Source organism: Pseudomonas gingeri (genome assembly GCF_013386165.1).
GTDB classification, from domain to species: Bacteria; Pseudomonadota; Gammaproteobacteria; order Pseudomonadales; family Pseudomonadaceae; genus Aquipseudomonas; species Aquipseudomonas gingeri_C.
In genome coordinates this window covers 111,879-134,216 of the sequence record NZ_JACAOS010000022.1, presented here as the reverse complement: position 1 = coordinate 134,216, position 22,338 = coordinate 111,879, and the positions used below count along the sequence as shown (strand labels likewise).

Sequence of the window (22,338 nt, the reverse complement as noted above, 5' to 3'; positions counted from 1 at the left end):
GGCACGGGAAATCCTTGTTTGATTCAAAGATGGCTAGCTTGCCGGAGTTTACCGGGCAGGCAAACGTCTGTATATGTATATACAAATAACACACGATGGGGTGCTGAACCATGTCCGCCTTCTTTGCCGAACGCGCGCTGCTGCCTAGTGGATGGGCCAACAATGTACGCCTGGAGGTCAACGCCGTGGGCGTCCTGACCCAGGTCCAGGCCGATTCCCATGCAGAAGGTGCCGAACGGCTGAGCGGCCCGCTGCTGCCGGGTATGCCGAACCTGCACTCCCACGCCTTCCAGCGCGCCATGGGCGGGCTGGCGGAAGTGGCGGGTAATCCCAACGACAGCTTCTGGACCTGGCGCGACCTGATGTATCGGCTGGTGGGCAAGATCAGCCCGGAGCAGATGGGCATCATCGCCCGCCAGTTGTATATCGAGATGCTCAAGGCCGGCTACACCTCGGTGGCCGAGTTCCACTATGTGCATCACGACACCAACGGCCAGGCCTACACCGACCCGGCCGAACTGGCCCTGCGCATCAGCCAGGCGGCCAGCGATGCCGGCATCGGCCTGACCCTGTTGCCGGTGCTCTACAGTCACTCCGGTTTCGGTGGCCAGGCGCCCAACGAAGGGCAACGCCGTTTTATCAACAGCACCGAGAATTACCTGAAGTTGCAGGCACGTTTGCAGCCGCTTCTCGCCAAACAGCCGGCTCAGGCCCTGGGACTGTGCTTCCACTCGTTGCGCGCGGTGACGCCCGGGCAGATCAATGAAGTGCTGGCCGCCAGCGACAAGCACTGTCCGGTGCATATCCATATCGCCGAGCAACAGAAGGAAGTCGACGACTGCCTGGTCTGGAGCGGCAAGCGCCCGCTGCAATGGCTGTACGACAACGTCGAGGTGGATGAGCGCTGGTGCCTGGTCCACGCGACCCACGCCGACGCCGAGGAAGTCACGCGCATGGCCCGCAGCCGGGCGATTGCCGGCCTGTGCCTGACCACAGAGGCCAATCTCGGCGACGGGATTTTTCCGGCCGTAGACTTTCTCGCCCAGGGCGGGCGGATGGGCATCGGTTCCGACAGCCATGTGTCATTGAGCGTGGTGGAAGAACTGCGCTGGCTGGAATATGGCCAACGCCTGCGGGATCAGCGGCGCAACCGCCTGTATCGCGCTGATCAGCCGATGGTCGGACGTACGCTGTACGACGCCGCGCTGGATGGCGGTGCCCAGGCCCTGGGGCAGGCGATCGGTCGACTGGAAGTCGGCAAGCGCGCCGACTGGCTGGTGCTCGATGGCAGCGACCCCTATCTGGCGACAGCCCATGAAGACGGCATTCTCAACCGCTGGTTGTTCGCCGGCGGCGACCGCCAGGTGCGCGATGTGATGGTCAACGGCCAGTGGGCGGTACGCGGTGGACGGCATGCGGGCGAAGAAGAAAGCGCCCGGGCCTTCACCCAGGTGCTGCGCGACCTGCTGAACTGACGGAACGCGATCCCTGTAGGAGCGAGCTTGCTCGCGATGGACGTCAACGATAACGCTGGGTACCTGATACCCAGCGGTGTCTGGACTACCATCGCGAGCAATCGAGCGTCGACCGGCTGCTCCTACATAAAAGCCCGTGCCTGACGGTATTTCGCGGTGAAACACGGCCCCCGTAGGGGCGGTGTTTCTGGGTTCAGTTGGGCATCTTCGAATCCGGCGTGCGCCAGATCAATCGGGTGGTGTCGTAACCCTGCTGGCGCGCCCGGCTCAGCAGGTCCTCACGGGTCTCCGCAGTGACCTTGGTCGAACGCGACAACAACCACAGGTAGCGACGATTCGGATTGCCGACAATCGCCGTCTTGTAGTCGTCGCTGACGTACAGGATCCAGTAGTCGGCCTTGGCCACGCCCGGTAACAGCGACGTGAACCAGTTATCGAACTTCACCCACAGCTTGTCGGTCTGCCCCGGCACCTGCGGCGTCGCCGTGCCCTTGGCTTCTTCCCAGGTCCACTGCTCGGTCAGGCAACGATTGAACACCGCCACCTTGCCATCGGCCATCAGGCTGTAGCGGGCTTCCGACTGCGCGCAATTGCGCTGGAAATACATCGGCATCCGGGCCAATTCGTACCAGGTGCCCTGATAACGGTTCAGGTCCACATGACCTGCGGTCTTGGGCGCCAAATCGTCGCCGGACGTAGCGCAACCGGCCAGCAACAAGCCGGCCAAAAGAGTGACCACTAAACGCAACATTATTCTTCTCCCGCGGGCGATCGCCCCGGTTTACTTCAGGCCTTGCCCGGAAAACATCAGGACTTTGTCACCGGCATACTGCACGCTGATAAAGCTGTTCTTGTTACCCCAGGTGCAACTGGACATGCCGAGTGCACCGGAACAGTCCGACGGCGAGCCGAGCAGTTTCTCGACCTCGACCTTGTCCATGCCCGCAGAGATTTTCGAGTAGTTTTCCTGATTGACCTTGCTGCACGCGACCAACAGCACGCAGAACGACAAAAGGGCGAGAGAGCGCAACGACATGGGGAACTCCTGGGGCTCAAAAGGTGGGCACGGCTGCCTACCGCAAGCTTAGAAGAGAAAAGAGCCATCTGGTTCCCGAGCCCAGGTGCTTTTCTTACAGCGATTTCCTTCAAGAGTTTTCAGGCACTTTATCCAGCGAAACCGGCATTTCGTCGGCTTTATCGCCTGGAGACTAATCTTCGGCGCAAAGATGTCGACATAATTGAGTAATAGTATTTTGCCTTCATGGAAGGCCCGTAGGCCTATATACAAGGCGCTACCTCCCGCCATGGCGAGCAATGGAAAAACAGGACAAGGACTTCCGACGCCGACGTTGACCAAGAGAAATTGCCCCACAGGTCATGACCTGTGGCAAATTGACGCCCCTCGTTGACCAGCCCCCCCTGTGGACAGCTCATTTCATGACCAAAAACCTCAAATTCAGCCATAAAATCCTGTTGGCGGCGGCCTTGGTGGTCGCGGTGGCGTTCGCCTGCTTCATTCTGTTCAACGATTACCGCCAACGCGAGGCCCTGCGCAGCAGCACCGAAGACTCGATGCAGGCATTGGGCAGCTTGACCACCAGCAACATCCAGACCTGGTTGGAAAGCCGTATTCAACTGCTGCAATCGCTGTCCCAGCAGATTGCCGTGGACGGCAGCTCCGCCGACAGCCTGAAACACGCCATCGGCCTGCCCACCTACGCCAGCAACTTCCAGCTCAGCTATTTCGGCAGTGCGCAAGGCGTGATGACTTCGGTTCCGGTGGGCAACCGCCCCGCCGACTACGACCCACGCTCACGCGGCTGGTACAAGGCTGCCACCGCCGCCCAGCAGACCATCGTCACCGAACCCTACATCGCCGCGTCCTCCGGCAAACTGGTGATCACCCTGGCCACCCCGGTGCAGAACCAGGGCCAGTTCATCGGCGTGACCGGTGCCGATATCGACCTGGGCAGCGTCAGCGCCATCATCAACTCGTTGAACTTCGGCGGCCACGGCCATGCGTTTATCGTCAGCGCCGACGGCAAGATCCTGATTCACCCGGACAGTAAACTGATCCTGAAAAACCTCTCTGACGCCTACCCGACCGATACCCCGAAAATCAGCACCGGGCTCAAGGAAGTCGAGGCGGACGGCAAGCATCAGTTCATCTCCTTCACCCACGTCAACGGCGTGTCTTCGGTGGACTGGTACGTCGCCCTGGTGCTCGACCAGGACACCGCGTTCTCCATGCTCAGCGAGTTCCGCACCTCGGCGATCATTGCCACGGTGATCGCCGTGATCATCATCATCGCCCTGCTGGGCATGCTGATCCGCGTGCTGATGCAGCCGCTGCACGTGATGGGCCGGGCCATGCACGACATCGCCGAGGGTGAAGGCGACCTGACCAAACGCCTGGTCATCCACGGCCACGACGAGTTCGGCACCCTGGGCATGTCCTTCAACCGCTTTGTCGAACGTATCCACACCTCGATCCGCGAAGTCGCCTCGGCCACCGGCCAGGTCAACGAAGTGGCCTTGCGGGTGGTCAGCGCCTCGAATTCGTCGATGATCAACTCCGACCAGCAGGCCAACCGTACCAGCAGCGTGGCGGCAGCGATCAACCAACTCGGTGCCGCGGCCCAGGAGATCGCGCAGAACGCCGCCCTCGCCTCGCAACATTCGAGCGAAGCCCGCAGCCTGGCCGAAGACGGTCAGCAGGTGGTGGAGAAGACCATCACCGCGATGCAGCAACTGTCGGCCAAGATCAGTGATTCGTGCGGCAATATCGAAACCCTGAACAGCAACACGGTGAACATCGGGCAGATTCTCGAAGTGATCACCGGTATTTCCCAGCAGACCAACCTGCTGGCGCTCAACGCGGCCATCGAGGCGGCGCGGGCTGGGGAAGCCGGGCGTGGGTTTGCGGTGGTGGCCGATGAAGTGCGCAACCTGGCGCACCGTACCCAGGATTCGGCGCAGCAAGTGCAGAAGATGATCGAGGAGTTGCAGGTCGGTGCCCGGGAAGCGGTCAGCATCATGACCGACAGCCAGCGCCAGAGCGACAGCAGCGTGGGCATCGCCAACCAGGCGGGCGAGCGGCTGGGTAGCGTGACCCAGCGGATCGGCGAGATCGACGGCATGAACCAGTCGGTGGCGACGGCGACCGAGGAGCAGACAGCGGTGGTGGAGTCGATCAACGTCGACATTACCGAGATCAACACCTTGAACCAGGAAGGCGTGGAAAACCTGCAATCGACCTTGCGCGCCTGCGCGGACCTGGAACAGCAGGCGGCGCGGTTGAAGCAGTTGGTGGGCAGTTTCCGGATTTAACGCTCCGGGGCTGGCACCCTTCCTGTGGCGAGCGGGCTTGCCCGCGCTGGGCTGCGAAGCGGCCCTGAAATCGGTGATTGCGGTGTTTCAGGTAGAACACGGTGATCGGTTTTACGACTGCTTCGCAGCCGAGCGCGGGCAAGCCCGCTCGCCACAAGAGTTAGAAGCGTGAACCCGGCTCGCGCAAGAACGCCAGCTCCTCGTCCGTGGACTCACGCCCGAGCATCAGATTGCGATGGGGAAAGCGCCCGAACCGGGCAATGACCTGGCGATGCCGTTCGGCATAATCCAGATAATCGGCAAATATCCCCCGATCCGCCTCCGACTGCTGCGCCAGCAGCGCCGCAAAACGCGACACCGCCTCGTCCTGCACCGTCAGCGCCTCGCAGTGCTCCAGCACCAGGTAGATAAACACCCGCTGCAACGCCGACAACTGCCGATCGAAACCCGTCGTTATCCCCTGCGCGACAAGCACCTGGGCACGCGCATCACCGGAAAAAGCCTTGGGGGTATCGCGGAAGATCATCCGTGGTAGCTGATCGAGCAACAGCACCACCGCCAGCCAGCCTTCGGGACATTGCGTCCACTCGGCCAAATCGCCAGCCAGTGCCTGCTCGACCCAGGCCCCGAAACGCTCGCGCGCTTCAAGGTCCTGGCTGTCGCGCTTGCCGAACCACAACCGGCCCTTGTCAGCCACCTGCCCGGCGGTCGTCTCGGCTGAACCGAACCACCACTCAAGCAAGGGCTGCCAGGACGCGGACATGGGTTCAGTCCTTGTGGTAGCCGGTGATCCGCGCCACTTCTTCCTTCGAGCCGAGGAACACCGCCACACGCTGGTGCAGGCCTTCAGGCTGGATGTCGAGAATGCGCTGGTGGCCGTCGGTGGACGCGCCGCCCGCCTGTTCCACCAGGAACGACATCGGATTGGCTTCGTACATCAGACGCAGCTTGCCCGGCTTGGACGGCTCGCGGCTGTCGCGCGGGTACATGAACAGACCGCCACGGGTCAGGATGCGGTGCACGTCCGCTACCATCGCGGCCACCCAACGCATGTTGTAGTTCTTTTTCAGTGGGCCTTCTTCGCCGGCCAGCAATTCGCCGACGTAGCGTTGTACCGGCGCTTCCCAGTGACGCTGGTTGGACATGTTGATCGCGAATTCCTGAGTGGAGGCCGGGATCGTGATGTCTTCGTGGGTCAGCACGAAGCTGCCCATTTCACGGTCAAGGGTAAAGCCTTTCACGCCATCACCCAGGGTCAGCACCAGCATGGTCTGCGGGCCGTAGATGGCATAACCGGCGGCGACCTGCTCGGTCCCTGGCTGCAGGAAAGCCTTTTCGTTCAAGGCTTCGTTCTGGCTCAGGTATTCGTTCGGGCAACGCAGTACCGAGAAGATGGTACCGACCGGGGCGTTGATATCGATGTTCGACGAACCGTCCAGCGGGTCGAATACCAGCAGGTACGCGCCTTTCGGGTACTTGCCGGGGATCTGGTAGGCATTGTCCATTTCTTCGGACGCCATGCCGGCCAGGTGACCGCCCCATTCGTTGGCTTCGAGGAGGATTTCGTTGGACAACACGTCGAGCTTCTTCTGCACTTCGCCCTGTACGTTCTCAGTTCCCATGCTGCCCAGAACCCCACCCAACGCGCCTTTGGAGACGGCATGGCTGATTTCCTTGCAAGCACGCGCGACCACTTCGATCAGGAAACGCAGATCGGCAGGGGTGTTGTTGCTGCGGGTCTGCTCAATCAAATAGCGACTCAGGGTAACGCGGGACATGGATGGCTCCGGAGATGGGGGGGGCTGAAAACCCGCGCAGTTTAACGCGAGTCGGCCTGTATTGCCTCCTGTCAGACCGAGTTCCGACACGGAGAGTTCATGGACCGGGTTGAGCGTAGTGCAAAAACAGCAGAAATCCCCTGCTCCGGATCATGACCACACACCCCGGGAACGACGCAAACCCTGTAGGAGTTAGCTTGCTGGCGATGAGGCACGCAAGCCCTGCGTCGCCCAATCGGCCGCCATCGCCAGCAAGCCAGCGCCTACACCTGCGGTTTGCGCAGCAAGCTGAAGGCCATCCCGGCCAAGGCCGCTACCCCCAGCAACAAGACGGCCCACAAACCGATTTTCTTCCAGTCGGTGCCCAGCGCAACCGGCACCACCGGAGGTTGCAGCGTGGTGACCGCCGCCCCGGTCGCCGTGGCCTGGCCCAACCCCGCCAGGCGCTGTGGGCTGTAATCGGGGATCAGGGTCGACAACGACAGGTTCGCCGCCTTGACCGTCGGGTTGCCCAGCGCCAGGGAAAACGGCGGCTCGCCACGGGCCAGGAACACCACTTGCGTGCTGCGCACCGCGAAACGCAAGGTCGGCGCCTGGGCGCCCAGGCCACCACCACGTTCGTCGACCACCAGCCTCAATTGCGCCACGGCACGGCCGGGCAACTGCAACTGATCCTGGACCACGTCCTGGCCATTCTGGGTCAGGCGGTAGAGCAAACCGCTGCTGAGCGTCTGCCAGGGCGCATTGCCATCCTGGCGTCCATACAAGTTCACCGGCGCCAGGCTGTTGGCCTGCGCCAGTTCGACCCGCACCTGTTCAAGCGGCAAACCGAGGGGCAACTGCCAGGTGTATTCCCCGGCCTTGGCGCTCGTGCCGGCCAGCGGCTGCGACCACACCAACGGCAATGGCAGGCTGCTGGTGGTGGAACTGGCCAACTGCGCCGAACTGAGCATCGGCGCCGCCTGCGGCGATTGCCACAGCAGGCGCAAGTAGCGCGCCGACAACCCCGGCAAGGCCACTTCATGCTGCTCCACCCGCTCATCGGCAAACGACAGACGCGCCACCTGCCCATCCCCCCAGGCCTGCCAGTGCTGCAAGTCGTCGCTGGCCTCGATGCTGAAGCGCTGGAAGCCGTCGCGCTCGCTGCCCCAATCCAGGACAAGCTGCTGCAACGGCGTCTTGATCGCGCTGGCATCCAACAGCCAGCCACGCAGCACTTTTTCACCCGCTGGCAACTGACCTGAAGGACTCACCTCCACCAGGGTCCCGTTGGCCGACGACTGGACCCGCACACTCGGCGTGGCCTGGGGCGCATCCGCCGAGTTGTACAGCGGGAACCACTTCACATCCGTCAGGCTGTTGCTCTGGGTCGCCTGCGCCTGTTCCCGCGCCAGGGCATAGGCCTGGGGTTCGCCCGCGGCATTGAACACTCGCACATCGCTGAGATCGGACTGGCGTGCATTCAACTGCAACGTCAGCGGCAATTCCAGGCGATACCAAGGCCCCTCGCCACTCAGGGTCAAAGGCACCCGGGTGCTGTAGTCGGTGGGTTTTTCCTGGGCGAACGCCGACAGCGCCGCACACAACCCCATGATGCCCAACCAGCCCGGGCTCGATTTGTGAATCAAGACGACACTCCTTCAGTTTCCCCGGTCAGCGGCTTTGGCTCCGGACGTTTTGGCGGTAGCGGCGCAAAGTAACCGACCACCAGCAACAGCACGCCCACGCCGATGAACGAGACAATCCGCGCCAGCCCGCCACGGTTGCTCAATTCGACAAAAAACAGCTTGGCGACCACCACGGCGATCAACGCCGCTCCCACCAGCCAGACTTCGCGGCGATGGCGCAGATGCCCGCCGATCATCAGGCCCAGCGCAATCAGGGTCCAGGCAATCGACAAGCCCGCCTGCACCTGCATCGACTCCAGCAGGTCATCCAGATTGAACGGCACGCCGCCCCAATGGTGCGCGGTGCGCATCACCAGCGCGCTGACAAAGGCGAACAGCGACAGCCCGGCCACGGCCTGGGTGACCAGCGCGGCATAGTCGCGACGCAAGGCCCATTGCGCCACGGCGCTCTGCGACCAGAGATAGATCCCCAGCAGGGCGAACATCAGCCCCAGCTCCAACGGGTTGAGCAGCGGCACATACGGCAACGGCTCGGCCTGCCCGTCGCTGAAGGTGTTCGCCAGCCAGAACCAGGCCAGCATCAACACGGCCAGGGGCAAGGCGGCGTAGAGGCGATATTCACGCGGGTACGCCGCCACCGGCCACGGCCATTGGCGGGGCGCGGCCATCAGCACCAGATAGAGGCTCGGCAGGATCGCCCAGCCCAGCCAGCGCCAGGCGTTGTAGTGCTCGGACAGGCTCATCAGGCCGAAACGCAGCTCCAGCGCCAGCACACCGAGGATCAGCCAGCAGCCCAGCACATGGGCATAACTCAGGGCTCGGGCAGGCAGGATCGGCGCCAGACGGCGCAAGGACAGCAGATGCACGACGAACACCGCCGCCCAGGCCAGCCAACCGTAATCGGCCGCGGGATGATAAGCCGGGTGCCAGGCACCATAGAGCACCAGCACCGCCACCGGCGTCAGCAAGGTGCAGAGCCGGCCCAGGGTCGGCCAGTTCAAGCGCGAGGCCAGCAGCGCCCAGAGCGCCACGCTGATCGCCGCCAACCCCAGCAATACCTGGGCCTGGAGATGCGTCGAGACAAACCGCAGGATTTCACTGACCCAGGCCAGTCCCCACCAGAGCGCGCCCCAGACCAGCAGGACATTGGATAGGCCGCCCAAGCTCAGGGCGTTGAAGGCCGCCGCCGGGGTGCCGCGCTGCAAACGCCAGGCACCGATCATGGCGGCCAGGCTCAGGACCATCGGCGTCCAGAAACCACTGTGGGCCAATGGTCGCAGCCCCTCGGCGGACAGTGCCTGGAACAGCTCCGGCTCGGCCATCAGGAAGGCCGCGCCGCCGATCACCTGCAACAGCAGGCCGAAGAAGAAACTCAGCCGTTGCTGCAAGTACAGGCTCAGCCAGATGATCAACAAGCCACTGGCGGCCCAGACCCCGCTGGCGGTTTCCCACGGCAGGACAAAGAGCACGGCGAGGTTGATCAGCACCAGCCCCGCCAGCAACACCACCGACAGGCCACGGAGCAGGCGAGCATCGTTGCGCACCATGTCGTCGCGAGCCGCCAGCAACATCCCGGCGATCAGCGACAAACCGATCAGCGAAGCGCTCATCAGGCCGCTCCAGCCGGCGTTGAACACCGCCGTCGAGTCACCCTGGGCACCTTGCAGGCGCAGCAGGAACAGCGCACCGCCGAGCAACTGCACGGCAAAGGCACTGAACAGGAAGCTGCGCGATTGCAGGCGCAGGCCGACAAATAGGGTCGCCAGCCCGGCCAACGCCCAGCTGATCGCCGTGCCCTGGGTAAAGAAGAACAGCGGCGCCAGCAGGTAGAGGAAGGTCAGGCCACTACAGGCCAGCACCGGGGCCAGGTTGCGCTCCCAGGACGAGAGCTGTTCAGGCATGGCCTTGCGCACTTGCTGGAAGCTGAAAAGCAAGGCCAAGCCCAGCAGCAGGGCACCTAGCGGGGCACCACTTAACAGACTGGTTTCACCGAGTTGCAGCTTGCCGAGAAACGCCAGCGCCGAGCCGATCTGCAACAACAGGGCAAACGCCCGGGCGAACGGCCGCTGCTGGCGCACGCCGAGCCAGAAGATCCCCGCCCCTTCCACTGCCCAGGCCGCTGACGTCCAGCGCGCATCCAGGCCCAGCGGGATCGCCAGGCTGGCGAAGATCACACCCAGGGCCAGGCAGGTTTCCCCCAGCAGCAAGGCGCGACCACCGGCGAGTATCCGCGCCAGCCCCATGTAGATAATCCCCAGGGCCAGGGCACTGAAGGCCGCCGCGAACTCCAGGTGCTGGACCACCGCGAATTGCAGGCCGAAGCCCACCAGCGGTGGGCCGAACAACATGGCGCCATCGACATAATCACCCTGGCGAGCCGACCAGCGCAGCAGCGCCTCACGGCTGTCGTCCTCGGGACCGGCGGCCATCTCGCGCAATTTGCGTCGGGCAAACAGCAGGCCGATCGCCAGGTACATCAGGAAGAACAGCACCAGGAAGGGTTCGGTGCTCCAGAGCAATTCCGGCTGATACGAACGCAGGCCCCAGGCGAAACCGATCCCGAAGGTGCCGACAAAACCGATCAGGTTGAGCAAGCGCCAGGTCTTGAACCAGGCAATCGCGAGGATGCCGGCATTGAGCAAGGCGAAATAGCTGAACAGCGCCACATGGTTGCCGCTGCCGGTGGAGGTCAGGATCGGTGCGGCGAAACCGCCCAGTGCGGCGGCGGCAGCCAGGCCAAGGGCGTCCTGGGTGATGGCGAGAATCGCCGAAAACAGCGTGACCGCCACCAGCAGGCCGAGGGCGGCCGACGGGTCGAGCAGCGGATGCAGGCGCATCGCGGCAAACACCGTCAGATACAACACCGCGATCCCGGTACCTTGCAGCATCAACGCGTAATTGCCGTTACGCAGGCGCAGCCACCAACCGAGCCCGAGCAGGCCCAGGGCGCAGGCGGCGACCCCGGCGTAACGGGCCTCGATCGGCACCACCATGCCTTCGGTGGCATAACGCAACAGGAAGGCCAGGCCGAGGAACAGCAGGAGCACACCGACCCGCAGGACCGTGTTGCCGCCGAACAGCCAGCTGCGCGCACCGGCCAGGGCACGTTCGATCAGATTGGGTTCTCGTGGGCCAGGAGGCGCTTGCGGCTCGCGGACCCGAGCCATGGCCGGTTCCGGCGCCCAGGCATCGACCTCAGGGTGCAGACTTTCGACTGGCGGCGTTTCATGCAGGGGCTGCTGGAAGTCGTCCGGCAGTTCCCAGACCAATTCGGGAACGGCGCGCAGGGCTTCGGGGATCGATTCAGCGGGTTGTTCGACCGGAGCCTGTTCGGCAACGGCTTGCGGCGTTTGCGCGGCTGCCTCGGGGGCGACCTCGGTCACCAGAGGGGCAACCGACGCCTCAGGCGTTCTGCTCGAGGCAATTTCAAGCTGCCGTACACGCAGTTCGACGGTCGCCAGGGCTTTACGCGCCTGCTCCAACTGAACCACCTGCGCCGCCGCTTGCCGACCCAGGCTTATCAGCCGAAAACCCTGGCCGATGCCCAGGCCCAGCAGGGCGCCGATCAGGGCGTCGGTAAACACCGAATCCACCAGCCAGCCGAGTGCCAGGCCCACCAGCATCAGAATCCATTGCATGCGCGATATCCCTATGCGGCGTCCGAAAAGATGCCGCGTAGTATATCGATCCGGCCCCCGGAAAGTGGGGCCGGACGCACAACTTGCCGCAAAAGATCAGTCCAGCGCTTTCCAGATTTCCGTGGCGTATTCACGAATCGTCCGGTCCGAAGAGAACCAGCCCATTCGCGCACTGTTAAGTACGGCAGAACGCCACCACTCTTTGGAGTCGTGCCAATGGGCTTCGACCCGGGCCTGGGCATTCCAGTAGGAATCAAAATCGGCGCAGACCAGGAAGCGGTCATAGTCGATCAGCGAATCCACCAGCCCGACATAACGGGACGGATCATCCGGTGAAAACACCCCACCACGAATCGCTTGCAGCACATCGTTGAGTCGATGGGAGGCGGCCACATCCCCCGCCGCACTGAATTCGCCGTTGCGTTTGCGCGACTCCACCTGCTGGGCGCTGAGACCGAAGATGAACATGTGCTCCTCGCCGATCCGTTCGCACATCTCCACGTTGGCCCCGTCCATGGTGCCGATGGTCAGCGCGCCATTGAGGCCGAACTTCATGTTGCTGGTGCCCGAGGCCTCGAAACCGGCAGTGGAAATCTGCTCCGACAGGTCCGCCGCCGGAATGATGCTTTCCGCCAGGCTGACGTTGTAGTTGGGCAGGAACACCACCTTGAGCAGACCGCGCACGGTCGGGTCGTTGTTCACCGTCCGGGCAATATCGTTGGTCAGCTTGATGATCAACTTGGCCTGGTGATAGCTGGCCGCCGCCTTGCCGGCGAAAATCTTCACCCGGGGCACCCAGTCGGTTTCCGGCTCGGCGCGGATGGCCTGGTACAGGGCCACGGTGTGCAGCAGGTTGAGCAACTGGCGCTTGTACTCGTGGATGCGTTTGACCTGCACGTCGAACATCGCCGCCGGGTTCACCGCGATCCCCAGGCGCTCATGGATCAACGCCGCCAGGGCGCGCTTGCTGTGCAGGCGCTGCTCGGCGAACTGCTTGCGAAAGCCGGCCTTCTCGGCAAAGGGCTCCAGGCCCAGCAACAGTTCCTCGGGGTTATCCAGCAGCTCGGGGCCCACGGCATCGACCATCATCGCGGTGAGCTTCGGGTTGGCCTGGTAGAGCCAGCGGCGGAAGGTGATGCCGTTGGTCTTGTTGTTGATCCGCTCCGGATAGAGTTTGTGCAGCTCGGAAAACACCGTGCTGCGCATCAGTTGGGTGTGCAGGCCGGAAACGCCGTTGACGCTGTGGGAACCGAGGAACGCCAGGTTGCCCATGCGCACCCGCCGACCGTTGTCCTCCTCGATCAGCGACACCGCGCGCAGGACGTCGAAATCGTGGGTGCCCTTGGCCCGCAGCGAATCGATGTGCTGGGCGTTGATCAGGTAGATGATCTGCATATGCCGCGGCAGCATGCGTTCCATCAGGCCTACCGGCCAGGTTTCCAGGGCTTCGGGGAGCAACGTGTGGTTGGTGTAGGAGAGGGTTTCCACCGTCACCTGCCAGGCCGCGTCCCAGGCGATATCGTGCAGGTCGACCAGTTGGCGCATCAACTCGGCCACGGCAATCGAGGGGTGGGTGTCGTTGAGCTGGATCGCCGCGTGCTCGCCGAGGCTGAGCACCGAGTCATGCATGTTCTTGTGCCGCCGCAGCAGGTCCTGCAACGACGCGGAGACAAAAAAGTACTCCTGGCGCAGCCGCAGTTCCTGGCCGGCCTCGGTGCTGTCGGCCGGGTACAGGACCCGGGAAATGCTCTCGGCCCGGGCCACTTCAGCCACCGCGCCGAGGTGGTCGCCGGCGTTGAAGCGCTCCAGGTGCAGCTCTTCGGTCGCCCGCGCCCGCCACAACCGCAAGGTGTTCACACTGGTCCCACGCCAACCCACCACGGGCGTGTCATAGGCCACCGCGCGCACGGTTTCCGACGCGGTCCAGACCTGGCGGGTCGCGCCGTTTTCGTCGGTGACAGTTTGCACATGGCCACCGAACCCCACGGGATAGATCACTTCGGCGCGTTCGAACTCCCAGGGGTTGCCAAAGTCCAGCCAGTTCTCGGTCTGCTCCTGCTGCCAGCCATCGACGATGGCCTGGCGGAACAAGCCGTGCTCGTAACGGATGCCATAACCGTGGCCGGCGATGCCGAGGGTCGACATGCTTTCCATGAAGCAGGCCGCCAAGCGCCCCAGGCCACCGTTGCCAAGCGCCGCATCGGGCTCCAGCAGGCGAATACGCTCCAGGTCCACGCCGAGCTCCACCATCGCCTCGCGAACCACCTCCAGCAGGCCGAGGTTGCTCAGGCTGTCGTAGAGCAGCCGACCGATCAGGAATTCCAGCGACAGGTAATACACCCGCTTCTGGCCCTTGCGGTAAATATGCCGGGTGTGGTCCATCCAGCGCTCGACCATATGGTCGCGGGCGGCCAAGGCAATCGCCTCGAACCAGTCATGATCAAACGCGTGGTCCGGGTCCTTGCCCACCGCGTATGTAAGTTTGGCGAGGACAGCGTCGCGAAAAGCAGCGACCTCGGCTTCACGGACAAGCGGTTCCTGAGACATCGATACGACCTCTAGCGAGATGGACGATTTGAAAGACGAGTTTTCTGAGCCTAGACGGTTCGACAGGGGGCGACAGCGCAGGTTCGGCGTTTTTTGCGGGAACGGTCTGGAAAAGCCGATGAACCGCTGTTGCCCCAAAAGCATGCAGTCATTTGGAAATCTCCCTGCAAACGCGCATTTGTATGAAAAACCGTCAAAAGGTTGTTCACAAATCCACCAGCCCCGGTATCATCGCGCGCCCTGATACACCCTGGACAACACGCCCGATGAAACCGACCCTGATCGCTGCCGCGGAACTCGACCGTCTCGAGACCTGGCAGAAATACTCCAGCCATATGTGCGGAGGCTGCATGTCCAGTTGCTGCACCTTGCCGGTGGAAGTGAAGATCAAGGACCTGATCCGCATCGGCATCGTCGACGAATTCGAGCGTGGCGACCCGCCGAAGAACATCGCCAAGCGCCTGCAGAAGGAAGGGATCGTCGAGCGCTACAACCAGAAGTCCGAGATCTTCACCTTGCAGCGCATGAGCAACAACGATTGCCTGTACCTGGATCGCAAGACGCGGTTGTGCACCATCTACGAAAAACGCCCGGACACCTGCCGTAACCATCCAAAAATCGGGCCACGCCCCGGCTATTGCGCCTACAAGCCCAAGACCCCGGAACGCCAGGCACCGCTGAAGACGCTGGAACGGTTCTAAGCCCACAGGCACCTGCTCACTACCTCAATTGCAGCTATTGCTCCGGGCATAAAAAAACGCCCCCGACCGCAAGGTCGGGGGCGTTTTTTATTCAGCCGGGGCTAAACGATCAAGCCTTGGCTTTCTTGGCAGCGCGGGTACGCTCGCTTTCGTCCAGGATCTTCTTGCGAAGACGGATGGACTTAGGCGTGACTTCGCACAGCTCGTCGTCCTGGATGAATTCCAGAGCCTGTTCCAGGGTGAAGCGAACAGGTGGAACCAGGGCGATGGTTTCGTCTTTGCCCGAAGCACGCATGTTGTCGAGCTTCTTGCCTTTGGTTGGGTTGACACCCAGGTCGTTGTCGCGGCTGTTCAGACCAACGATCTGACCGTTGTAGATCTCTTGACCGTGTTCAACGAACAGCTTGCCACGCGCCTGCAGGGTTTCCAGGGAGTAGGTCAGTGCCTTGCCGGTTTCAACCGAAACCAGAACGCCGTTCTGACGGCCGGACATGTCGCCGGACTTCATCACGTCGTAACGGTCGAAGATCGAGGTCAGGATGCCGCCACCGTTGGTCAGGGTCAGGAACTGGTTACGGAAACCGATCAGACCACGAGCAGGGATGTTGTATTCCAGACGAACACGGCCCTTGCCATCCGGCACCATGTTGGTCAGGTCGCCCTTACGCAGGCCCATCTCTTCCATCACCTTGCCCTGGGATTCTTCCGGCAGGTCGATGGTGACGTTTTCGTACGGTTCATGCTTCACGCCGTCAACCAGACGGATGATCACTTCCGGACGGCCTACAGCCATTTCGAAGCCTTCGCGACGCATGGTTTCGATCAGTACCGAGAGGTGCAGCTCACCGCGACCGGAAACCTTGAACTTGTCAGCCGAGTCGCCTTCTTCAACGCGCAGAGCAACGTTGTACAGCAGCTCTTTGTCCAGACGTTCCTTGATGTTACGGGAAGTCACGAACTTGCCTTCTTTACCGCAGAATGGCGAGTCGTTTACCTGGAAGGTCATGGAAACGGTTGGCTCGTCGACGGTCAACGGCTTCATCGGTTCAACGGTGTCCGGGTGGCACAGGGTGTCGGAGATGAACAACGACTCCATACCGCTGATGCAAACGATGTCGCCTGCGGCTGCTTCTTCAACGTCTACACGGTGCAGACCGTGGTGACCCATCAGCTTCAGGATACGACCGTTACGCTTCTTGCCGTCGGCGCCAATGGCGACAACCGGAGTGTTCGGCTTGACGCGACCACGAGCGATACGGCCAACACCGATAACACCCAGGAAGCTGTTGTAGTCCAGTGCGGAGATCTGCATCTGGAACGGACCGTCACGGTCAACCGCCGGCGCTGGTACGTTGTCGACGATCGACTGGTACAGCGGGGTCATGTCTTCAGCCATTTCGTTGTGGTCCAGACCGGCAATGCCGTTCAGGGCCGAGGCGTAGACGACTTTGAAGTCCAGCTGTTCTTCGGTAGCACCGAGGTTGTCGAACAGGTCGAAGATCTGGTCCAGAACCCAGTCCGGACGCGCGCCTGGACGGTCAACCTTGTTGATGCAGACGATCGGACGCAGGCCGGCTTCGAAAGCCTTCTTGGTCACGAAACGGGTTTGCGGCATAGGGCCGTCTTGAGCGTCAACCAGCAGCAGAACGGAGTCAACCATCGACATTACACGTTCAACTTCGCCGCCGAAGTCGGCGTGGCCCGGGGTGTCCACGATGTTGATGTGGTAGCCGTTCCAGTTGATGGCGGTGTTTTTCGCCAGAATGGTAATACCGCGCTCTTTCTCCTGGTCGTTGGAGTCCATCACGCGCTCGTCGTTGAGCTCGTTGCGCTCCAGGGTGCCGGATTGACGCAAGAGTTTGTCTACCAGGGTGGTCTTACCATGGTCAACGTGAGCAATGATGGCGATGTTACGTAGATTTTCGATCACTTGTGTATCTCGATCAGAGGATTCGGTGTGCTGACAAGTCTTGGCAGCGATTTACAGCAGAGTCCGGCAAGGCCGTTACAGCTTGACGGCGGCGTCGGGGGGCCGGTGACGCAAGCCACAGGCAAACAGCCCCGGGCACTTAGCTCGGTCGATAAACGCGCACATTGGCATGCCCCTCACTGAGCAAATGGTGGGCATGCAGGCGACTCATCACGCCTTTGTCGCAATACAACAGGTACTGGCGAGTAGGGTCCAGTTCCTTGAAACGAGCGTTCAGAGCATAAAACGGCATCGCTTGTACCTCGATGCCAGCGATCGCCAGCGGGTCGTCGTCCTGGGCATCCGGGTGACGGATGTCGATGACGATATGACCGGCCAGCGCCTCGCTGACTTCTTCAATCTGCAAATCCTGGCCCAACTCGTCGATCACCCGATCGATGGGTACCAGTTTGGCCCGCTCGAGCGCACGCTCGAGAATCGCCATGTCGAACTGTTGTTCTTCATACTCCACGCGGTTGCGCTTGGCGTGGGTCTTGGGGTTCACCGAAATGACCCCGCAATATTCCGGCATGTGCTTGGCGAAATCCGCCGTGCCGATCTGGGTCGCCTGGTCGATGATGTCCTGCTTGTGACTGGCGATCAGCGGGCGAATCACCAGCTTCTCGGTCACGCAGTCGATCACCGACAGGTTCGGCAGCGTCTGGCTGGATACCTGGGAGATCGCCTCACCGGTCACCAGTGCGCCAATGTCCAGGCGATCGGCCATGACGGTAGCAGCGCGCAACATCATACGCTTCAATACTACGCCCATATGACTGTTATCGACTTTACCGAGAATTTCTCCCAGCACTTCCTCGAACGGCACGCTGACAAACAGCACCCGCTGGGAGCTGCCGTACTTCTTCCACAGGTAGTGGGCGACTTCCATCACCCCCAGCTCGTGGGCGCGGCCGCCCAGGTTGAAGAAGCAGAAATGGCTCATCAGGCCGCGGCGCATCATCTGGTAGGCAGCCACGGTGGAATCGAAACCGCCGGACATCAGCACCAGCGTCTGTTCGATGGAACCCAAGGGGTAGCCGCCCAGGCCATTGTGCTGGCTGTGGATGACAAACAACCGTTGGTCGCGAATTTCCATCCGCACTTCGATTTCCGGCTCCTTGAGGGAGATCCCGGCGGCATTGCACTGTCGGCGCAACTGGCTGCCGACGTATTTTTCCACGTCCATGGAGGTGAAATCGTGCTTGCCGGCGCGCTTGCAGCGCACCGAAAAAATCTTCCCGGGCAGGGCGTCGCCGAAGTGCTCTTTGCACAGGGCGGTGATCGCGTCGAAGTCGCCCAGCGGGTACTCGTCGACCTGCAGGAAATGCGCGATGCCCGGCATGCAGCACAGGCGCTCCGTCAGCTCCTGCAAGGCCTTGGGCTCGCTCAGCGCGGTTTCCAGCTCGAGGTTGTCCCACACGCCGTTCACCACCACGTTCGGGTCCAGGTCGCGGAGCACGGTACGGATGTTCTTGGCCAGCTGGCGAATGAATTTCATCCGGACAGGGCGGCTTTTAATGGTGATTTCGGGGAAGACTTTTACGATAAGTTTCATGAAAACAGCGCGCGAAGGGCCGGCCGAAAAAGGGGGGCGCGGATTATAGCGGAAATTGCTCAAGGTTTAACCAGTTATTGTGCAGATGGTTTTACGCGCACCAAAATGGTTCGTTACGCATTATCCTGGAACCATATTGGTGCGACAAATGCCCGAAAATTCTCCTATGCTCGCTGCAACGCTTGAAATCGGGGCAAAAAACCCATCACGGGGCACTGGCATGCAATTTGCTCTCTTGTGAGGCAGGTTGCCTTGGCCGATATTCGCGCCGGCATCACCACTCTTTCAGGGCTAATTCCACTACCCAGCCCGAAGCCACCCGGAGGACACTATGTCGAAGTCGGTTCAACTCATCAAAGATCATGACGTTAAATGGATTGATCTGCGCTTCACGGACACCAAAGGTACTCAGCACCACGTGACCATGCCGGCCCGTGATGCACTGGATGACGAATTCTTCGAAATCGGCAAAATGTTCGACGGCTCCTCCATCTCCGGCTGGAAAGGTATCGAAGCCTCCGACATGATCCTGATGCCGGACGACAGCACTGCCGTACTCGACCCGTTCACCGAAGAGCCGACCCTGATCCTGGTCTGCGACGTGATCGAGCCTTCGACCATGCAAGGCTACGACCGCGACCCACGTGCAATCGCCCGTCGCGCCGAGGAATACCTGAAGTCGACCGGTATCGGCGATACCGCTTTCTTCGGTCCAGAGCCTGAGTTCTTCATCTTCGACTCGGTCAAATTCAAGTCCGACATCTCCGGCTCCATGTTCAAGATCTTCTCCGAACAAGGTTCGTGGATGTCCGACCAGGACGTGGAAGGCGGCAACAAAGGCCACCGCCCAGGTATCAAAGGCGGCTACTTCCCGGTTCCACCGTTCGACCACGACCACGAAATCCGTACCTCCATGTGCAACGCGCTGGAAGAGATGGGTCAGACCGTCGAAGTTCACCACCACGAAGTGGCGACTGCCGGCCAGAACGAAATCGGTGTGAAGTTCAACACCCTGGTCAACAAGGCTGACGAAGTTCAGACCCTGAAGTACTGCGTACACAACGTGGCGGATGCCTACGGCCGTACCGCTACCTTCATGCCCAAGCCTCTGTACGGCGACAACGGCTCGGGTATGCACGTTCACATGTCCATCTCCAAAGATGGCAAGAACACCTTCGCTGGCGAAGGTTATGCCGGCCTGTCCGACACCGCCCTGTACTTCATCGGCGGTATCATCAAGCACGGTAAGGCCCTGAACGGCTTCACCAACCCGTCGACCAACTCCTACAAGCGTCTGGTCCCAGGTTTCGAAGCGCCAGTGATGCTGGCCTACTCGGCTCGCAACCGCTCCGCCTCGATCCGTATTCCTTACGTCAACAGCCCCAAGGCTCGTCGTATCGAAGCCCGCTTCCCGGATCCGGCTGCCAACCCTTACCTGGCCTTCGCTGCACTGATGATGGCCGGCCTGGACGGTATCCAGAACAAGATCCACCCTGGCGACGCTGCTGACAAAAACCTGTATGACCTGCCGCCTGAAGAGGCCAAAGAGATCCCACAGGTTTGCGGTAGCCTGAAAGAAGCCCTGGAAGAGCTGGACAAAGGTCGTGCGTTCCTGACCAAAGGCGGCGTATTCAGCGACGACTTCATCGATGCCTACATCGAGCTGAAAAGCGAAGAAGAAATCAAAGTCCGCACCTTCGTACACCCACTGGAATACGAGCTGTACTACAGCTGCTAAGCCAGTCGCGCTCGCGCAAGCGGCGTAACAAAAGGCCACCTTCGGGTGGCCTTTTTCATGGCCGGAAATCGAGACTTCTTGAAACGCTTCAAGACTGGCAGGGCAATCCGACGCGGCGTTAACTAGGACTCCCGACATACCGACGGGAACCACAGGCACCGCGCATGGCGTGCGGTACAAGGACGTTAACCTGGAAGCCAGCCCATGAACCCGATCTCGACACCCGCAGCCCAAACCCCGCCCCAACCCAGCGCCCAAGTGCTGCTACGCAGCACCTGTTCCTGGGACGGCACACCTTACGAACGCTACCCCAAGGGCCCACCGGAACTGACCTTGTTGCAGGTCAATATTCCGGCCGACACCGAACTGGGCTGGCATATCCATCCGATTCCCAGCGCCGCCTACATCCTCTCGGGTGAGGTGTGGGTAGAGACCCGGGAAAGCGGCCATCACAGGCTCTTGAAACAGGGAGACACAATAGCGGCCCTGGTCAATATCCAGCACCGCGCCAAGACCGGCGCGACGCCGGTGGACCTGCTGGTGTTCTATGCCGGCACCGAGGGCATGCCGCTCTCGGAATCGAACCTTTGACCGGCCCCTGTAGGAGCGAGCTTGCTCACGATGACGGTGGCGAACATTGCCTCGCAATCGCCAGCAAGCCCGCTCCCACAGGTTTCGCCCTCCACTCTGATGCAGACCCGCATTTTCTTCATGAAAAGAAACTGGCAACTGGCGGCGCTTGTGACGTTTACTCAAGCCCCCTGCACCCACCCTCTGGACGAAGCTCGATCCATGCGCCTGACCAAACGCCTTGCCTGCCCGCTGCTACTGCTCTTTCTCAGCACCAGCGCCTTCGCTGCGGCCCCGAAAGCCACAGCCGCTCCCGCCTCCCTCGCACCCTTGCTCCAGGCCATCAGCGAACGCCTGGACATCGCCGATCAGGTCGCCCTGACCAAATGGGACAGCGGTAAACCGATCCAGGACAGCCCCCGCGAACAGCAGGTCATCGCCAACGCCGCTCAGGAAGCCGCCACCTATCAGCTCAACCCTGAAGACGTGAGCCAATTCCTCGCCGCCCAGATCGAAGCCAACAAATTGGTGCAATACGCCCTGCTGGCCAAGTGGCACGCCGCAGGCAAGGCCCCGACCATCGCCCGTCCCGACCTGGTCAAGCAGATCCGCCCGGCGCTTGACCAGTTGCAAGTCCGCCTGCTGCAACATTACGCCGCCTTCGCCAGTTCCCGGCAGGACCCGCAATGCCCGGCCTGGCTGGCCAAGGAGCGTCAGGCCCTGAGCACCGACAAGGTCCACGACCTGGCCCTGATACGCGCCGTGGGCGAGTTGTGCATCAGCGGACACTGAAGCCGTTGAAGGTTGTGCTCTATGCTGACACCCTGAAGCACCTCGGCGGGATGTCACCGCCCAGACCACTCTCGGGAGCGCCCATGGGTCGAAACCTTCTTTTGCTGCTGATGGCCATCGCCTTGCCGGCCGCCGCACAGATCTACAAGTACACCGATGCCAGCGGTAACACGGCCTATAGCAACCAGCCACCCGACGGCACCGCCGCACAAACCGTCGAACTGCCGCCGCTCAACAGCGTGGGCCAGCAGCCGTCGTACACGTTGCCGCTGCCCACGCCAGCGACACCCGCCCCAGCGGCGGCAGCCGCCAAGACTGGCGCGGCCTACAGCACCCTGGAACTGACGGATATCCCGACCCAGGAAGCCCTGCGCGCCAACAACGGGACCTTTACCGTCGGCGTGAAGCTGGAGCCACGCCTGCAACGCGAGCACCTGCTGCGCCTGGTGCTCGACGGCGCGCCCTACGGCCAGCCGAGCAATGTGCCACGCCTGCAACTGGTGAATATCGACCGCGGCGACCACACCCTCGGCGTCCAGGTACTGGCGGGGGAACAGGTCGTCCAGCAAAGCGCCACCGTGCCCTTTACCGTCCAACGGGTGCACCTGCCTTGAGCC

The 22,338-nt window shown here is 61.8% G+C and carries 16 protein-coding genes and 1 pseudogene; 8 read left to right on the top strand and 9 right to left on the bottom strand.

Annotated features, from left to right (window positions below):
- Nucleotides 1-110: 110 nt before the first annotated feature.
- On the top strand, nucleotides 111-1,475 hold the full coding sequence (locus tag HX866_RS28300) for a formimidoylglutamate deiminase (protein WP_177140895.1): 1,365 nt from the start codon (nucleotides 111-113) through the stop codon (nucleotides 1,473-1,475).
- Between the two features lie 193 nt (nucleotides 1,476-1,668).
- Here the strand turns inward: HX866_RS28300 and HX866_RS28295 are convergent, their stop codons facing one another.
- The gene (locus HX866_RS28295) at nucleotides 1,669-2,226 is read right to left on the bottom strand and encodes a lipocalin family protein (protein WP_177090824.1); all 558 of its coding nucleotides are present in this window, start codon (nucleotides 2,224-2,226) and stop codon (nucleotides 1,669-1,671) included.
- Nucleotides 2,227-2,256: 30 nt separating this feature from the next.
- Nucleotides 2,257-2,511 carry a hypothetical protein gene (locus HX866_RS28290; RefSeq protein ID WP_177090826.1) on the bottom strand — a complete coding sequence of 85 codons (255 nt, stop codon included), beginning with the start codon at nucleotides 2,509-2,511 and terminating at the stop codon, nucleotides 2,257-2,259.
- 341 nt (nucleotides 2,512-2,852) lie between these two features.
- On the opposite strand from HX866_RS28290, the pseudogene HX866_RS34915 reads away from it, so the two are divergent.
- Both HX866_RS34915 and HX866_RS34910 read left to right on the top strand, forming a co-directional pair.
- Nucleotides 2,853-3,947: pseudogene (locus HX866_RS34915) on the top strand (HAMP domain-containing protein); the annotation flags it as partial.
- A complete protein-coding gene (locus HX866_RS34910) occupies nucleotides 3,927-4,805 on the top strand; it encodes a methyl-accepting chemotaxis protein (RefSeq protein ID WP_371319298.1) in 879 nt (292 codons plus the stop codon). The pseudogene HX866_RS34915 and the gene HX866_RS34910, both read left to right, overlap by 21 nt.
- Before the next feature lie 160 nt (nucleotides 4,806-4,965).
- Here HX866_RS34910 and HX866_RS28280 read toward each other — a convergent pair whose 3' ends face one another.
- The 5 genes from HX866_RS28280 to HX866_RS28260 form a co-directional block, all read right to left on the bottom strand.
- Nucleotides 4,966-5,568, bottom strand: a complete 603-nt coding sequence (locus tag HX866_RS28280; protein ID WP_177140894.1) for a DUF924 family protein — start codon at nucleotides 5,566-5,568, stop codon at nucleotides 4,966-4,968.
- A gap of 4 nt (nucleotides 5,569-5,572) precedes the next feature.
- Nucleotides 5,573-6,583 carry a class 1 fructose-bisphosphatase gene (locus tag HX866_RS28275; protein WP_177090832.1) on the bottom strand — a complete coding sequence of 337 codons (1,011 nt, stop codon included), beginning with the start codon at nucleotides 6,581-6,583 and terminating at the stop codon, nucleotides 5,573-5,575.
- 263 nt (nucleotides 6,584-6,846) lie between these two features.
- The gene (locus HX866_RS28270; protein ID WP_177140988.1) at nucleotides 6,847-8,175 is read right to left on the bottom strand and encodes a DUF3999 domain-containing protein; all 1,329 of its coding nucleotides are present in this window, start codon (nucleotides 8,173-8,175) and stop codon (nucleotides 6,847-6,849) included.
- Nucleotides 8,176-8,207: 32 nt separating this feature from the next.
- Nucleotides 8,208-11,849: a DUF2339 domain-containing protein gene (locus HX866_RS28265; RefSeq protein ID WP_177140893.1), complete on the bottom strand. Its 3,642-nt coding sequence runs from the start codon at nucleotides 11,847-11,849 to the stop codon at nucleotides 8,208-8,210.
- Between the two features lie 96 nt (nucleotides 11,850-11,945).
- Complete coding sequence (locus HX866_RS28260) at nucleotides 11,946-14,396, bottom strand: glycogen/starch/alpha-glucan phosphorylase (RefSeq protein WP_177103043.1); 2,451 nt, start codon at nucleotides 14,394-14,396, stop codon at nucleotides 11,946-11,948.
- Nucleotides 14,397-14,662: 266 nt separating this feature from the next.
- Here HX866_RS28260 and HX866_RS28255 point away from each other — a divergent pair, with 266 nt between their 5' ends.
- Nucleotides 14,663-15,097, top strand: coding sequence for a YkgJ family cysteine cluster protein (locus HX866_RS28255; RefSeq protein ID WP_177090838.1), 435 nt, complete (start codon nucleotides 14,663-14,665; stop codon nucleotides 15,095-15,097).
- 109 nt (nucleotides 15,098-15,206) lie between these two features.
- On the opposite strand, the gene typA is transcribed toward HX866_RS28255, so the two are convergent.
- Both typA and thiI read right to left on the bottom strand, forming a co-directional pair.
- A complete protein-coding gene (typA, locus tag HX866_RS28250) occupies nucleotides 15,207-17,027 on the bottom strand; it encodes a translational GTPase TypA (RefSeq protein ID WP_177090840.1) in 1,821 nt (606 codons plus the stop codon).
- Nucleotides 17,028-17,166: 139 nt separating this feature from the next.
- On the bottom strand, nucleotides 17,167-18,621 hold the full coding sequence (gene thiI, locus HX866_RS28245) for a tRNA uracil 4-sulfurtransferase ThiI (protein WP_177103044.1): 1,455 nt from the start codon (nucleotides 18,619-18,621) through the stop codon (nucleotides 17,167-17,169).
- A 331-nt stretch (nucleotides 18,622-18,952) separates the two neighbouring features.
- On the opposite strand from thiI, the gene glnA reads away from it, so the two are divergent.
- The 4 genes from glnA (at nucleotide 18,953) to HX866_RS28225 (ending at nucleotide 22,335) form a co-directional block, all read left to right on the top strand.
- On the top strand, nucleotides 18,953-20,359 hold the full coding sequence (gene glnA, locus HX866_RS28240; protein WP_100940351.1) for a type I glutamate--ammonia ligase: 1,407 nt from the start codon (nucleotides 18,953-18,955) through the stop codon (nucleotides 20,357-20,359).
- 204 nt (nucleotides 20,360-20,563) lie between these two features.
- Nucleotides 20,564-20,950, top strand: coding sequence for a cupin domain-containing protein (locus HX866_RS28235; RefSeq protein WP_177140892.1), 387 nt, complete (start codon nucleotides 20,564-20,566; stop codon nucleotides 20,948-20,950).
- A gap of 201 nt (nucleotides 20,951-21,151) precedes the next feature.
- A complete protein-coding gene (locus HX866_RS28230; RefSeq protein WP_177090846.1) occupies nucleotides 21,152-21,721 on the top strand; it encodes a chorismate mutase in 570 nt (189 codons plus the stop codon).
- An 83-nt stretch (nucleotides 21,722-21,804) separates the two neighbouring features.
- Nucleotides 21,805-22,335 (top strand): DUF4124 domain-containing protein, encoded by a 531-nt coding sequence (locus HX866_RS28225; RefSeq protein WP_177140891.1) that lies wholly within the window; start codon nucleotides 21,805-21,807, stop codon nucleotides 22,333-22,335.
- Nucleotides 22,336-22,338 lie beyond the last annotated feature (3 nt).

Bases quoted from the DNA above. Each gene is read 5' to 3' on its own strand.
- HX866_RS28300 (WP_177140895.1), top strand. From the start codon at position 111: ATGTCCGCCTTCTTTGCCGAACGCGCGCTGCTGCCTAGTGGATGGGCC.
- HX866_RS28295 (WP_177090824.1), bottom strand. From the start codon at position 2,226: ATGTTGCGTTTAGTGGTCACTCTTTTGGCCGGCTTGTTGCTGGCCGGT.
- HX866_RS28290 (WP_177090826.1), bottom strand. From the start codon at position 2,511: ATGTCGTTGCGCTCTCTCGCCCTTTTGTCGTTCTGCGTGCTGTTGGTC.
- HX866_RS34910 (WP_371319298.1), top strand. From the start codon at position 3,927: ATGTCCTTCAACCGCTTTGTCGAACGTATCCACACCTCGATCCGCGAA.
- HX866_RS28280 (WP_177140894.1), bottom strand. From the start codon at position 5,568: ATGTCCGCGTCCTGGCAGCCCTTGCTTGAGTGGTGGTTCGGTTCAGCC.
- HX866_RS28275 (WP_177090832.1), bottom strand. From the start codon at position 6,583: ATGTCCCGCGTTACCCTGAGTCGCTATTTGATTGAGCAGACCCGCAGC.
- HX866_RS28270 (WP_177140988.1), bottom strand. From the start codon at position 8,175: ATGGGGTTGTGTGCGGCGCTGTCGGCGTTCGCCCAGGAAAAACCCACC.
- HX866_RS28265 (WP_177140893.1), bottom strand. From the start codon at position 11,849: ATGCAATGGATTCTGATGCTGGTGGGCCTGGCACTCGGCTGGCTGGTG.
- HX866_RS28260 (WP_177103043.1), bottom strand. From the start codon at position 14,396: ATGTCTCAGGAACCGCTTGTCCGTGAAGCCGAGGTCGCTGCTTTTCGC.
- HX866_RS28255 (WP_177090838.1), top strand. From the start codon at position 14,663: ATGAAACCGACCCTGATCGCTGCCGCGGAACTCGACCGTCTCGAGACC.
- thiI (WP_177103044.1), bottom strand. From the start codon at position 18,621: ATGAAACTTATCGTAAAAGTCTTCCCCGAAATCACCATTAAAAGCCGC.
- glnA (WP_100940351.1), top strand. From the start codon at position 18,953: ATGTCGAAGTCGGTTCAACTCATCAAAGATCATGACGTTAAATGGATT.
- HX866_RS28235 (WP_177140892.1), top strand. From the start codon at position 20,564: ATGAACCCGATCTCGACACCCGCAGCCCAAACCCCGCCCCAACCCAGC.
- HX866_RS28230 (WP_177090846.1), top strand. From the start codon at position 21,152: ATGCGCCTGACCAAACGCCTTGCCTGCCCGCTGCTACTGCTCTTTCTC.
- HX866_RS28225 (WP_177140891.1), top strand. From the start codon at position 21,805: ATGGGTCGAAACCTTCTTTTGCTGCTGATGGCCATCGCCTTGCCGGCC.